The following is an 11688-nucleotide window of genomic DNA, read 5'->3' on the forward strand; positions in this document are numbered from 1 at the left end:
GAATCGCTATTTCAACAAGCGCTCGCACGGCGTACCCGGCGGAGGGAATAACCATGACCGACATCAACTTCGAGCTATTCGACGCGGACAACCACTACTATGAAGACGAAGCATCTTTCACCCGCCACCTCCCCAAGGCCTACTCGGAGCGTGCGGTCCAGTGGGCCACGATCGACGGCCAACGGCGGATGCTGGTGGCGGGCAAGCTGCTGAACTTCGTGCCCAACGACACCTTCGATGTCGTCGCCCGACCGGGCGTTCTCGACAATTGGTTTCGCGGCATCAACCCCGAAGGCAAAGCCATGCTCGACTACTACAACGATATGGAGGAATGCCGGGCCGCCTACCGCGAACCCGACGCCCGACTGCGACTGATGGACGAACAGCACATCGGCAAAACCCTGCTGTTTCCCTCCATGGGCTGCGGCATGGAGTTCGCGCTCAAGGAGGACCCGGAAGCGCTAACCGCCACCTTTGGGGCCTTCAATCGATGGCTGCTGGAAGAGTGGCGCTTTAACTATGACGAGCGCATCCACACCGCGCCGGCCATCACCCTCACCGACGTTGACTGGGCCGTACAGGAAGCCAATTGGGCGGCGCGACACGGCGCCCGCGTGATCTACCTGAGTCCGGGACCTGTGCTCACCGCCTCGGGCTGGTGCTCACCGGCGGCCGCCCCATTCTATCCGTTCTGGGCAGCCGTCGAGGACCTGGGACTGCGGGTGGCCTTCCACCAAAGCTACACGCTTTACCAGGAACAGGCCGACATGTGGATTTCCTCACACAGCGCCGGCGGCCTGGCCTTCGGTTCCAGCCCCATGCGCGGCTATATGCACGACCGGGCTGCGGACGGCGCGATCAGCGACACGCTGGCCTCGATGATTTGCGAAGGCCTGTTCGCGCGATATCCCGGGCTCAAGGTTCTCTCGATCGAGAACGGCGCCGACTGGGTACCACTGTGCCTGCAACGGCTGAACAAAGCCTTCGGACAAATGCCGGGGAGCTTCGCCGAGCCACCCACCGAGACTTTTCGCCGGCATATCTGGGTGGCCCCCTACCAGGAGGACGACATCGCGCAGTTGCGCGAATTGATCGGCTGCGAGCAGATACTCTTTGGCTCGGACTTTCCCCACCCGGAAGGCCTGGCACAACCAGCGCGGTTCCAAAGTGAACTGCAGGGGCTCACCGCCGCGGAACAGCACAGAATCCTGCGCGACAACGCGTTGGCCCTGTTCAACTGATCGCCGGCAAAGCCCGTCGCCAGGCCGCCGCGGCTATATACAGGCGCGGCGCATAACCCTATGATTTCCAATCACAATCCCCTAGCACCAGAAGGCATTTATGGGCCGTGACACACCCGCGCAGGTCGATGACATCGACACCCTGCTGATGAGCGAACTCGAAAAAGACGGGCGCCTGCCCATTGCCGACCTTGCCAGGAAGGCCGGCATCACCCGCACAACGGCCCGCAAGCGCCTGGCGGCGCTGATCGACAATGAGTTGATCTCGATCGTCGGCTGGTCCAACCCCTTCGCGCTGGGCTATAACCTCAATGTGATCATGGGCCTCTCGGTCCAGCACAAGTACATTGACGACATTGCCAGTGAGTTGAAAGCGCGGAGTTTCGTGCAGTCAGTGATCGTCACCACCGGCCGCTTCGACATGATGGTGTGGGCGTTTTTCCGGGACCAGCAGCACCTGGGGGAATTTCTCAAGCGGGACCTGGGCAGCTACGATGCCATCACCGACATCGATACCATGATGATCCTGGAGGTGGAAAAGGCGTTCACCAAGCTCCTCTCAAGCTGAGCGTCCCGGCCGGCCGGGCGGCAAATGCTTACTTTTCCAACATCGAGGCTCCCGAACCTTCGATGATGGTCTGCGACAGGCGGGTCAGCCGCAGGCGATGGATTTTCCAGCCGTCGTTGGTGAGCACATAATCCTCGTGGTAGTGACCGTGCCCTTCAAAGGTCACCTCCGGCATTTTCACATAATCGTACATGGCCCACACCCCCCGGGCCGAGGTGGCTCCCGTCAGTTGGATTTCAGGCATATGGCCGTGGTGCACGGTCAGCGCGTCGGCGCATTTGCGGCGAATGGTATCGGCAATCAGCGCGCCACCTTCAAATCTCGAGCCCCCCTCCTCAAAGCCATCCCAGACACCGACGGCATCGGCGGTAAACAAATCGGCAAACTTGTCCCACTGCTTGGTATCCAGGTACCTGAAATAGCGGGCCTTGAGAATTTTGATGTCTTCAATAGCGGATGGATCGTAGTGACGGCTTGGCATTTCTCGCAATGTCCTCGGGCTGGAGGCTCCATCACATGTCGGCAGGTGCGCGAACCGCGTGCACATCGGACATTTTGCCGGGCGGAAGAAGCACTTCGATTAAATGACCGTTTCGATTATTTTCTATAAAAAATATAACCTATAAGACCACCAAATAACCATATTTATTTTCGTAACGATTAAATTACACCCCACATCCTTGCCCGATCTCGATCAGCTCCGCTCGTGCCCGGTGGTGTCCGCAGTAAACGATGCACAGCTTCCTGACCGGGCTGAAAGGGGGCGGGAAAACTCGGGAAAGGACCTACTGGAAACGGTTGCAACCGTGCACAGCCGCGCGCCGGCCTACACCGCACAGTGTGGAACAAACGGCTCCACCACCGGCACCCGTTTCCGTGCGCCAGTGGGGGCCCTGCGGACTTAGTTCAGGCCGCCCGCGACAGGGCGTCTTCGAGTTCCGCGTGCAGGTCGAGGTATTGGGTGGTGAGCTTGTGGCTGGGGGCCAAATCGATCAGCGGCCGGTGCTCGCGGTGCGACTCCTTCATCTTCACCGAGGTATTGAGGTAGGTGGCCAGCACCGGGTAGCCCTCCTCCTCCAGTTCCGCCACCAGTTCTCCCGGCAGGCGTGCCTGGCTGTTGAACTGGTTGATGACGATGCCCTCGACTTCCAGGCCCGGGTTGTGGTCTTCCTGCAACTCGGCGATGTTCTCCATCAGCGCGTAGAGGCTCTGGCGGGCGAAGCTGTCGCAGTCGAAGGGCACCAGCACCGAATCGGCGGCGATCAGCGCGGACTTGGAGAAGAAATTGAAGTTAGGCGGCGTATCGATGTAGATACGGTCGTACTCCTCGTCTAGCTTCTCCAGGGCGTCGCGCAGTTTGTAGATTTTGTAGCGGGACTCCAGCTCCTTTTCCAGGGTAGTCAGCACCGGGCTGGAGGGCATCAGGAAGAGGTTCTCGTAGGGCGTCTCCCAGACGAAGGAATCCGGGTTGTTGCGCATGCGGCGCGGGCCCACGGTCTGCTTGAACAGGCCCGCCACGCCCTGGGCCTCGGCGGGGAAGGCCTCGGCGTCGATTTCACCCACCAGGTAGTGGGTGGTGTTGCCCTGGACGTCCAGGTCCAGCACCAGGGTGCGATAGCCCTGGCTGGCGCTGATGGCGGCGAGGTTGCAGGTGATGCTGGTCTTGCCAACACCGCCCTTCTGGTTGAATACAACGCGTCTCATGTGTGCGGTAACCCACGAATTTGTTGTGCGGAAGGGACCCACGATTTAATCAAAGGCCCGCGGCGCTGTCACCGGCAAACCGCAAAAAAACACGCAGCGCCGCCGGAGTGCGGCGCAGTGGCCGAACGAATGGCTCGAAAAGCGGGGCCCGCTGCCGGCCCGATAAGGGGGCATTGCCTGCGGGTGTTGGCCGAATGAATTCGGCCCTACAGGGGGGGCGTGGGTGCTGGTTGGATGAATGGCCCGAAAAGGGGGCGCCGGTGTGTGTTGGCCGAATGAATTCGGCCCTACAGGGGGTGTTGCCGTCTCCGGTGTAGGGTCGAATTCATTCGACCCAATGGCCCCGGATCATGCGCCCGCCCACACCCGTTCGTAGAGCGCCACGATGTCCGCCGCTCCGGGCACCCGCGGGTTGTTGGCCGGGGACCCCGAGGCCAGGGCCTGCTCGGCCATCACCCCGAGGGAGGCGGTCCAGCGCTCGGGGTCGATACCGTACTCCCGGGGGCCGGGGACCTCGAGATCCGCGGTCAACTGGCGCAGCCCCGCCACCAGTTTATCCAGCGCGAGTTGCTCGGGGTCGCTGTCGCCGGCCAGGCCCATGGCCCGCGCGCAGTCGGCGTAGCGCGCCGGCGCCCCGGACACCGACCAGGCGGTCACCTCCGGCAGCAACATGGCGTTGGACAGCCCGTGGGGCACGTGGAAATGGGCGCCGACCGGCCGACTCATGCCGTGAATCAGGGTCACCGAGGCATTGGCGAAGGCCATGCCGCCCTGGGTGGCGGCGAGCATCATCGCCTCGCGGGCGGCGCGGTTGTCGGGCTCGTCGCAGGCGGTGCGGATGTGGCGGCTGATGGCGCCCATGGCGGTCAGCGCCACGGCGTCGGTAAAGGGGTTGGCGCGGCGACTGACATAGGCCTCAATGGCGTGGCACAGGCTGTCCAGGCCGGTATCGGCGGTGAGCCGCCGGGGCATGCTGAGGGTGAGCTCGAAATCCACCAGGGCCGCCTCGGGCACCAGCCCGAGGCCCATGCACAGCATCTTCTCGTCGCTGCCGGTGTCGGTGATCACCGCCGCCCGGGTCACCTCGGAGCCGGTGCCCGCGGTGGTGGGGATGGCGATGACCGGCAGGCCGCTGTGCACCGGGGCCGGCACTTTGTAGTCGCGCATCTCGCCGCCGTGGCGCGCCAGCACCGCCACCGCCTTGGCGGTATCCAGGGAGCTGCCGCCCCCCAGCGCCACCAGGCAGTCGTGATCGCCGGCGCGCAACCGGGCCAGGGCGGCGGCCACGCTGTCGGTGGTCGGGTCCGGCACGCAGCCGTCGAATATGCCCCAGTCGATACCCGCCGCCGCCAGCGGCGCGGTGATGCGTTCGCAGAAGCCGCACGCCACCATAAAGGGGTCGGTGACCACGAAGGGCCGCGCGTAACCCAGCTCCCGCAGGGTGGCCACCAGTTCGGCGCTGGCGCCGGCGCCGATGCGCAGAATACGCGGCAGGGTGATATTGGCGGGCATCGCGGCCTCCGGTGTCAGTCCTTGATGGCGATAAGGTGCACTTCGAACACCAGCGCGGTGTTCGGTGGAATGGTACCGCCCGCGCCCTGCTCGCCATAGGCCAGCGCCGGCGGGCAGGCGATGCGCCATTTGTCGCCGACCGACATCAGCTGCAGCGCCTCGGTCCAGCCGGGAATCACCTCGTGCACGCCGAACTGCGCCGCCTCGCCGCGCTCCACCGAGCTGTCGAACACCGTGCCGTCAACGAAGGTGCCGTGGTAGTGCACCTCCACCCTCGAGCGCGGACCGGGGCGCGCGCCGTCACCGGATTCCAGCACCTCCCACTGCAGGCCGCTGTCGGTCGTGGTGACCTCCTCGCGGGCGGCATTGGCCTCCAGGAACTGCCCCGCCAGGGCCGCGCGCTTGTCGGCCAGTTCCGCGGCCTGGGCCTGCTGCCTGTCCTGAATGGCGCGGTAGCTGGGGTTGAGTTCCTCGTCGCTGAGCAGGGCCTGTTGCTGCTCAAACCAGTGGGTCATGCCGGCCACCACCGCTTCCAGGTCCATGCCCTCGAAGTGATTGCGGCGCAGCTGGTCGCCAAACTGCAGGCCGAAGCCGTAACTGACTTTCTGCTCGTCGGTGCTGAGATCCACCTCGGGTTGTAGTGCCATGGAAAATTTCCGCTATGCTGGGGTGTATTGGGCGAAATGCCGGGGAAGAGGCCGCACCATATCACATCGCGACCAGCGGGTGCGCGGCCGGGGCGGACAGCGAGGGCCTATCGAGGGCCCGGCGAGCGAGGGCCCATCGAGGGAGAGCCGAGGATGACCGAGGATATCGCGGCCGTGCTGGACTTCTGGTTCGGCGAACTGGACGACACCGGCATGCCACAAGAGGACCGCCACGCGCTGTGGTTTCGCAAGAACGCGGCCACCGACGCGCTCATCGGCGAGCGTTTCGGCGCGCGGGTGGAGCAGGCGCTCGCCGGCGAGCTCGACGCCTGGGCCGAACTGGATCGCGGCCTGATCGCCCTGATCATCCTGCTGGACCAGTTTCCCCGCAACCTCTTCCGGGGCAGCGAACGGGCTTTTCGCGGCGACGCACGCGCCTTGCAACTGGCCCAGGACACCATCGCCAGCGGCCGCCACCAGCGCCTGCCCGCCATCCACCAGGTGTTCCTGCTGCTGCCGCTGGAGCACAGCGAGAGCCTGGATGCCCAGGAAGAGTGCGTGGACCTGTTCCGCGAACTGGAAGCGGTCACCGGCCTCGAGGCCATGGCCGGCTTTCGCCGCTACGCCGAGGCCCACCGCGACGTGATCGAGCGCTTCGGCCGCTTCCCGCACCGCAACGAAACCCTCGGCCGCGCCACCACCGAGGCCGAGCGGACTCACCTGCGCGAGCACGGAGGATTCTGATGCGCGTCAAACGACTGGCTACGATGCTCTTGCTGTGCGCCCTGCCGGGCCTGGCCGCGGCCCAGGGGCACGACTGCGCCGGCGAACCGGCCTACCGGGCCTTCGACTTCTGGCTCGGCGAGTGGGCGGTGCACGACAGCGACGGCAAACTGCGCGGGCACAACCGGATCACCTCGGTCGAGGGCGGCTGCGCGCTGCGCGAGGAGTGGCGCAGCGTCGGCGGCAACTCCGGCCAGAGCCTCAATTATTTCAGCCCGCAGACGGGCCTGTGGCGACAGCTCTGGGTAGACAGTGGCGGCCACATCATCGACCTGCGGGGCGCCCTGAAGGGCGAGGACATGCTGTTGATCGGCACCATCCGCTACCCCGGCGAAAGCGAGCCGAAAGCCTTCCGCGGGCGCTGGAGCCCGCTGGGCGACGGCCGGGTGCGCCAGTTCTTCGAACAGCGCGATGCCGGGGGGGAGTGGCGGACCTGGTTCGACGGCTTTTACAGCCCCGCCGGCACGGCCGCCAACGCGCGCGACTCAAGCGCCGCGAACGCTCCCTGATTCCTGCGCGACCGCGCGCCGCTGGTAGCCGCGCTCGGTCATCTCCGAGTGCCAGATGGCAAACTCCCCGGTGGCCAGGTCGCGATAGGCCTGCTCGATGGAGTCGTTCACCTCCGGGTAGGCGACCTGCCCCCAGGGACACTCCTCGCGGGAGAAGAAGGCGCACTCCAGGGTCTCGCTTCCCGCCAGGGTGACCTCGCTGTCCACCGTGGCGCGAAAGGCGACGTAGACCTGGTTGATAAAGGTGATCGTGCCGGTCATGTACAACTGCATGCGCTCGGCGGGCAGCACCACGCCGGTCTCCTCGCGCAACTCGCGCGCGGCGCCCTCCGCCAGGGTCTCGCCGCTTTCCAGAAAGCCCCCCGGAATGGCCCAGTAGCCGGCCTTTGGCGGCAGCGCCCGGCGCATCCACAGCAGGCGCTGGCCACTGGCCACGAAACAGGTGACCACGACCATCGGGAAATCGTGACGCGGCGCGTTGCAGGCGCGGCAATACCAGTGCTGGCGCGGCTCGCCGCCCACCACGTGGCGCTCGAGGGCCCGACCGCACTGCGGGCAGAAGTTCATGGTCACGGGTCGCTCCCGGCAAGGGCCTGTTGCAGTGCCGATGACAGTATCACTTTGCCCCCGGCGCCGCATTGTGGGTTATCCTGTCCGCCCCCCAAACAATCGGTAGAGACTGTCATGGCAGACCAGTCACTCGCGGTGCAGCTGCTGCTCACCGGCAACGAAATCATGAGCGGCGACACCGTGGATTCCAATTCGGCGCTGATCGCGCGCCGGCTCGGGGAACTCGGTATCGCCGTCGAGCGCAAGGTCGCTTTGGGTGACGAGCGCAAAGCGCTGATCAGTGAACTGGCGGCGATGGCCGAGTGCGCCGACCTGGTGATCGTCAACGGCGGCCTGGGGCCAACGGTGGACGACCTCACCGCCGAGGTCCTGGCGGCGGTGGCCGGGGTGGCCATCGAGGAACACGCGGGCGCCATCGCCCACCTGGAACAGTGGTGCGGCCGCCGCAAGCTGCAACTCAACGCCGCCAATCGCAAGCAGGCCCTGCTGCCGGCCGGCGCAACGCTGCTGGACAACCCCATCGGCAGCGCGGTGGGCTTCGAGATGACCGTGGGGCGCTGTCGCATCCTGTGCACCCCGGGGGTGCCGGGCGAGCTCGCCAGGATGCTGGACACCATCGTCGACGACCTGGCTGCGCGCCTGGGCCGCCCCAGTGAGCGCAGCGTGCTGCGCCTGCAGACCTTTGGCATCGGCGAATCCACGGCGCAACAACTGATCGCCGACCACTGCCCCGACTGGCCGGCGGGGGTTGAGTTGGGCTTTCGCGCCGGGGCGCCACAGCTGGAGATCAAGCTCACCGTCAATCGCGCGCGGGACCTGGCGGCCCGGGACGCCTGTCGCGCGCAACTCGAAGACCTGTTTGGCGACCACATCATCGGCGAGGGCGACGCCACCCTGGCGGGGACAGTGCTGGAACTGCTGCGGCGGCGCGGGGAGACCCTGACCACCGCGGAGTCCTGCACCGGCGGCCTGATCGCCAGCCTGCTCACCCGCGTCCCCGGCTCCTCCGACGGCTTCCACGCCGGCTTCGTCACCTACGCCAACGACATCAAGGCCTCGGTGCTCGGGGTCAGCGAGGCGGACCTGACCAGCCACGGCGCGGTCAGCGAGCCGGTGGTGCGGCAGATGGCCCTCGGCGCCCTGGAGCGGGCCTCCGCCGACTACGCCATCGCCGTCAGCGGCATCGCCGGCCCCGATGGCGGCAGCGCCGACAAGCCCGTGGGCACCGTGTGGCTGGCCTGGGGTTCCCGGGAAAACCTGCAAGCCCTGGAACTGTGCTGGCCGGTGGAGCGCAACCTGTTCCAGACCATGCTGGCCGCCGCCGGACTGGACATGATCCGCCGCCGCCTGCTGGGCATCGACAGCCAGCCGCGCTACTTTGCACAGCGCCGCGCGAACGCGAAATAGCGTCGCGCGCTAGGCGCCGTCGCCGGCCTCACCGTTGGACACCCGGTGCCACACCAGGGAGTGGTAGCGGGTCACACCGGCCATCTCGTCCTTGCCGCTGAGCACCAGGGTGTGGCCGTCCAGCTCCGCGTGCCGCAACTGCTCGCTGCCGGGAAAGTTGGGGTTGAGGCTCTGGCTCACATAGTGAATCACGTCCCCGTCCACCACCCGATAGCGGCCCGCGTAGTGGAAATAGCTGCTGTAGGCGGCTGCTTTCTGGCCGTCGTCGATGGTGCGCGGACTCTGCCCGGCCGGAAACCGGTCCCTGTCGGCGCGACAGATCGAGGCACTCATCCAGCCGTCGGCGGTGTACAGCAGCAGACCCTGGGGATCCTCGCCAAAAGGGGTACTGAGCTCGTCGCGGTCCGAATAGCCGATGCTCCATGACTCCAATTGCCAGGCGCCGGTCAGGTCGCTCGATTTGATCATAACTGTGTTCCTGAATTTAGTGTTCCTTCAAGGAAGACTAGGGTTGTAACTGTTCGATCTGCCAGCTGTCGTCGCGCTGGCGCGTGTAACGGAAACGATCGTGCAGGCGGTGGGCGCCTCCCTGCCAGAACTCGACCCGTTCGGGACGCACCCGGTAACCGCCCCAGAAATCCGGCACCGGAATCTCGCCGCGGCCGAACTTCTCGCGCATCGACTGTACCTGGGCCTCCAGTATCGCCCGCTTCGACACCGGGCGGCTCTGCTGCGAGGCCCAGGCCGCCAGCTGGCTCTCGCGGGGGCGGGTCAGGAAATAGCGCGCGGACTCCGCCCTGCCCATCTGCCGGGCGCTGCCGCCCACGATCACCTGCCGGTTCAGCTCGTTCCAGGGAAAGAGCAGTGACACGCGAGACTCTCCCGCAATCTCCCGGGCCTTGTTACTGCCGAAATTGGTATAGAACACAAAGCCCTCGGTGGACACCCCTTTCATCAGCACAATGCGCTGCCAGGGCCGGCCCTCGGCGTCCACGGTGGCCAGCACCATTGCGGTGGGGTCCTCGAGTTCACTCTTCACCGCCTGCTGCAGCCAGCACTCGAACTGGCGTATCGGGCAGTCGTCGAGCATGTCCCGGGTGAGACCATCGGCGAGGTACTCGCGCCTGAAATCCTCGTATCGCACGGGTTCTCCTGTTAACCTTGAAGCAACAATAATGGTAGGGCCGACCCGGTGAATGGTAAAGCGGTGGTGCATCACGACAGCGAATTCCACGCCCCGACCATCGCCCCGGCCGCCGCCGGCGACCTGGATACCCTGGTCGCCACCCTGAGCAGCGCCTTTCGCTACGACCCGGTGATGAACTGGATCTTCCCGGACACCCGCGTTTACCCCGCGCTGTTTCGCCTGATCCTCGACGGCAGCAGCCTGCCCCACGGCATGGTGCACTTTGAAACCAGCGGTCGCGGGGCGGCGCTGTGGCTGCCGCCGGACACCCCCTTCGAACTTCCCCTGGGCTGGCCCATGCTGTCGCTGTTCGCGCACAGCCTGTGGCGCATGGGCCCGGCGACCCTGCTGCGCCTGCGCCGGCAGGCAGCGCTGTTCTCCGGCCACCGCCCGGCGGCGCCGCACTTCCACCTGCAGTTCATCGGCTGCCGGCTGGGCGACCAGGGCCGGGGCGTGGGCGCGCAACTACTGAAAACCGGCCTCCGCGCCTGCGACGCCCAGGGCCTGCCCGCCTACCTGGAGTGCTCCAATCCGCGCAACCTGCCCCTGTACCAGCGCCACGGCTTCAACACCCGCGGCGAGGGTCGCCTGCCGGATGGCGGCCCGCGGGTATGGTTTATGTGGCGCGAGGCGAGGCCGGAAAGCGTCTAGCGGGGGGGAAACCGGGCCAGTACCTGGCGCGCCGCCGCTTCCCGGCGGTCCTGGTCAAGCGCCGTCTTCTCGCGCGGTTTCAAGTGGGTGTCGACCGCCGCGCGCCACACCGACTGGTTGCTCACCGGGTCCACGAAATCGACGATAAAGGTGCCCTCGGTGAAGGTGGGCATGCCCATGGAATTGACCCCGGGCCCGCAGCGCCAACAGCTGTAGAGACTGACCTCGTTGTAGCCCTTGAGATCGGCGTTGTCGCGGGTGACCAGGTGCCAGGTGAGCCAGACATCCGCGGCGCCGCGCGACTGCACTACCTGGTAGCCCCGGTTCACCAGCTCCTTGGCCAGGGACAGCGTCACCAGTTTGGCCTGGTCGTCGGTGAGCGCGATGTCGGCGGGGCGGGTTTGCTCGAAGGGCAACAGGGCCACTTTTTGCACCCGGGTAAAATCGAATGCCTGGTTGTAGTCGACCCGCGGCTCGATGGGGCCGGCGGCGCAGCCGGCCAGCAACGTGACCAGCAGCAGCGCGCCGCGGCGCAGGTAGCTCCACATGAACTGTCCCTCATTTATGCCAGGCGGCATTATAATCACTCGGCGGTGCTCGGATACACCGGCGCCCGCCGCGCCATCGCGGGGATCTGCGGGAAAGGGTAGAACTGCCGCCAGTCGTCGCCAAAGTCCGCGGCAATGTCGCGGCCGTTCACCGCGCGATAGGCCACATCCATGGCCTCCTGCAGGCGCGCCTCGCTGCCCGGATCGAGTGCGGCCACCGCCTCCATCAGGCCCTCGGCGCGCAGGCGCTGGGAAGGCGGCACGTCCAGGCCCTCCGCCAGTTGCCGGAACATTCGCCGCCAGCGCCGCTCCAGTTCCGCAATCAACACTACCACGCTGCTCCCTCCGCGGCCTCGGTGAAC

The 11688-nt window shown here is 66.1% G+C and carries 15 protein-coding genes; 6 read left to right on the top strand and 9 right to left on the bottom strand.

Features of this window, described 5'->3' with window-relative positions; translation table 11 throughout:
- Positions 1-53 precede the first annotated feature (53 nt).
- Positions 54-1241 carry an amidohydrolase family protein gene (locus JYP50_RS03295; RefSeq protein ID WP_206559044.1) on the top strand — a complete coding sequence of 396 codons (1188 nt, stop codon included), beginning with the start codon at positions 54-56 and terminating at the stop codon, positions 1239-1241.
- A gap of 100 nt (positions 1242-1341) precedes the next feature.
- The gene (locus JYP50_RS03300; protein WP_206559045.1) at positions 1342-1809 is read left to right on the top strand and encodes an Lrp/AsnC family transcriptional regulator; all 468 of its coding nucleotides are present in this window, start codon (positions 1342-1344) and stop codon (positions 1807-1809) included.
- A gap of 28 nt (positions 1810-1837) precedes the next feature.
- Here JYP50_RS03300 and JYP50_RS03305 read toward each other — a convergent pair whose 3' ends face one another.
- From JYP50_RS03305 to JYP50_RS03320, 4 genes are all read right to left on the bottom strand, one after another.
- Positions 1838-2290: a nuclear transport factor 2 family protein gene (locus JYP50_RS03305; protein WP_206559046.1), complete on the bottom strand. Its 453-nt coding sequence runs from the start codon at positions 2288-2290 to the stop codon at positions 1838-1840.
- Positions 2291-2715: 425 nt separating this feature from the next.
- Complete coding sequence (locus JYP50_RS03310) at positions 2716-3513, bottom strand: ParA family protein (protein WP_206559047.1); 798 nt, start codon at positions 3511-3513, stop codon at positions 2716-2718.
- Positions 3514-3861: 348 nt separating this feature from the next.
- Complete coding sequence (locus JYP50_RS03315; protein WP_206559048.1) at positions 3862-5025, bottom strand: iron-containing alcohol dehydrogenase; 1164 nt, start codon at positions 5023-5025, stop codon at positions 3862-3864.
- A 14-nt stretch (positions 5026-5039) separates the two neighbouring features.
- Positions 5040-5672, bottom strand: a complete 633-nt coding sequence (locus JYP50_RS03320; protein WP_206559049.1) for an FKBP-type peptidyl-prolyl cis-trans isomerase — start codon at positions 5670-5672, stop codon at positions 5040-5042.
- A 153-nt stretch (positions 5673-5825) separates the two neighbouring features.
- On the opposite strand from JYP50_RS03320, the gene JYP50_RS03325 reads away from it, so the two are divergent.
- Positions 5826-6416, top strand: coding sequence for a DUF924 family protein (locus tag JYP50_RS03325; RefSeq protein WP_206559050.1), 591 nt, complete (start codon positions 5826-5828; stop codon positions 6414-6416).
- Positions 6416-6964, top strand: a complete 549-nt coding sequence (locus tag JYP50_RS03330) for a hypothetical protein (protein WP_206559051.1) — start codon at positions 6416-6418, stop codon at positions 6962-6964. The genes JYP50_RS03325 and JYP50_RS03330 overlap by 1 nt, the downstream gene beginning before the upstream one ends.
- Here the strand turns inward: JYP50_RS03330 and JYP50_RS03335 are convergent.
- The gene (locus JYP50_RS03335) at positions 6941-7531 is read right to left on the bottom strand and encodes an NUDIX domain-containing protein (protein WP_241262797.1); all 591 of its coding nucleotides are present in this window, start codon (positions 7529-7531) and stop codon (positions 6941-6943) included. The genes JYP50_RS03330 and JYP50_RS03335 overlap by 24 nt on opposite strands.
- A gap of 117 nt (positions 7532-7648) precedes the next feature.
- On the opposite strand from JYP50_RS03335, the gene JYP50_RS03340 reads away from it, so the two are divergent.
- Positions 7649-8941: a CinA family nicotinamide mononucleotide deamidase-related protein gene (locus tag JYP50_RS03340; protein WP_206559053.1), complete on the top strand. Its 1293-nt coding sequence runs from the start codon at positions 7649-7651 to the stop codon at positions 8939-8941.
- Positions 8942-8950: 9 nt separating this feature from the next.
- Here JYP50_RS03340 and JYP50_RS03345 read toward each other — a convergent pair whose 3' ends face one another.
- Positions 8951-9409, bottom strand: a complete 459-nt coding sequence (locus JYP50_RS03345) for a lipocalin-like domain-containing protein (protein WP_206559054.1) — start codon at positions 9407-9409, stop codon at positions 8951-8953.
- 37 nt (positions 9410-9446) lie between these two features.
- A complete protein-coding gene (gene pdxH / locus JYP50_RS03350; protein WP_206559055.1) occupies positions 9447-10085 on the bottom strand; it encodes a pyridoxamine 5'-phosphate oxidase in 639 nt (212 codons plus the stop codon).
- 48 nt (positions 10086-10133) lie between these two features.
- Between pdxH and JYP50_RS22070 the strand changes: the two genes are divergently transcribed.
- Positions 10134-10778: a GNAT family N-acetyltransferase gene (locus tag JYP50_RS22070; protein ID WP_206559056.1), complete on the top strand. Its 645-nt coding sequence runs from the start codon at positions 10134-10136 to the stop codon at positions 10776-10778.
- Here JYP50_RS22070 and JYP50_RS03360 read toward each other — a convergent pair.
- Complete coding sequence (locus JYP50_RS03360; RefSeq protein WP_206559057.1) at positions 10775-11326, bottom strand: DUF4136 domain-containing protein; 552 nt, start codon at positions 11324-11326, stop codon at positions 10775-10777. The two genes, JYP50_RS22070 and JYP50_RS03360, sit on opposite strands and share 4 nt — an antisense overlap.
- A gap of 35 nt (positions 11327-11361) precedes the next feature.
- Positions 11362-11661: a hypothetical protein gene (locus JYP50_RS03365; protein WP_206559058.1), complete on the bottom strand. Its 300-nt coding sequence runs from the start codon at positions 11659-11661 to the stop codon at positions 11362-11364.
- Positions 11662-11688 lie beyond the last annotated feature (27 nt).

This window comes from Parahaliea mediterranea (assembly GCF_017255185.1).
Lineage (GTDB): Bacteria > Pseudomonadota > Gammaproteobacteria > Pseudomonadales > Halieaceae > JAFKCZ01.

Bases quoted from the DNA above. Each gene is read 5' to 3' on its own strand.
- JYP50_RS03340 (WP_206559053.1), top strand. From the start codon at position 7,649: ATGGCAGACCAGTCACTCGCGGTGCAGCTGCTGCTCACCGGCAACGAA.
- JYP50_RS03305 (WP_206559046.1), bottom strand. From the start codon at position 2,290: ATGCCAAGCCGTCACTACGATCCATCCGCTATTGAAGACATCAAAATT.
- JYP50_RS03320 (WP_206559049.1), bottom strand. From the start codon at position 5,672: ATGGCACTACAACCCGAGGTGGATCTCAGCACCGACGAGCAGAAAGTC.
- JYP50_RS03325 (WP_206559050.1), top strand. From the start codon at position 5,826: ATGACCGAGGATATCGCGGCCGTGCTGGACTTCTGGTTCGGCGAACTG.
- JYP50_RS03335 (WP_241262797.1), bottom strand. From the start codon at position 7,531: ATGAACTTCTGCCCGCAGTGCGGTCGGGCCCTCGAGCGCCACGTGGTG.
- JYP50_RS03315 (WP_206559048.1), bottom strand. From the start codon at position 5,025: ATGCCCGCCAATATCACCCTGCCGCGTATTCTGCGCATCGGCGCCGGC.
- JYP50_RS03300 (WP_206559045.1), top strand. From the start codon at position 1,342: ATGGGCCGTGACACACCCGCGCAGGTCGATGACATCGACACCCTGCTG.
- JYP50_RS03360 (WP_206559057.1), bottom strand. From the start codon at position 11,326: ATGTGGAGCTACCTGCGCCGCGGCGCGCTGCTGCTGGTCACGTTGCTG.
- JYP50_RS03295 (WP_206559044.1), top strand. From the start codon at position 54: ATGACCGACATCAACTTCGAGCTATTCGACGCGGACAACCACTACTAT.
- JYP50_RS03345 (WP_206559054.1), bottom strand. From the start codon at position 9,409: ATGATCAAATCGAGCGACCTGACCGGCGCCTGGCAATTGGAGTCATGG.
- JYP50_RS03310 (WP_206559047.1), bottom strand. From the start codon at position 3,513: ATGAGACGCGTTGTATTCAACCAGAAGGGCGGTGTTGGCAAGACCAGC.
- JYP50_RS03330 (WP_206559051.1), top strand. From the start codon at position 6,416: ATGCGCGTCAAACGACTGGCTACGATGCTCTTGCTGTGCGCCCTGCCG.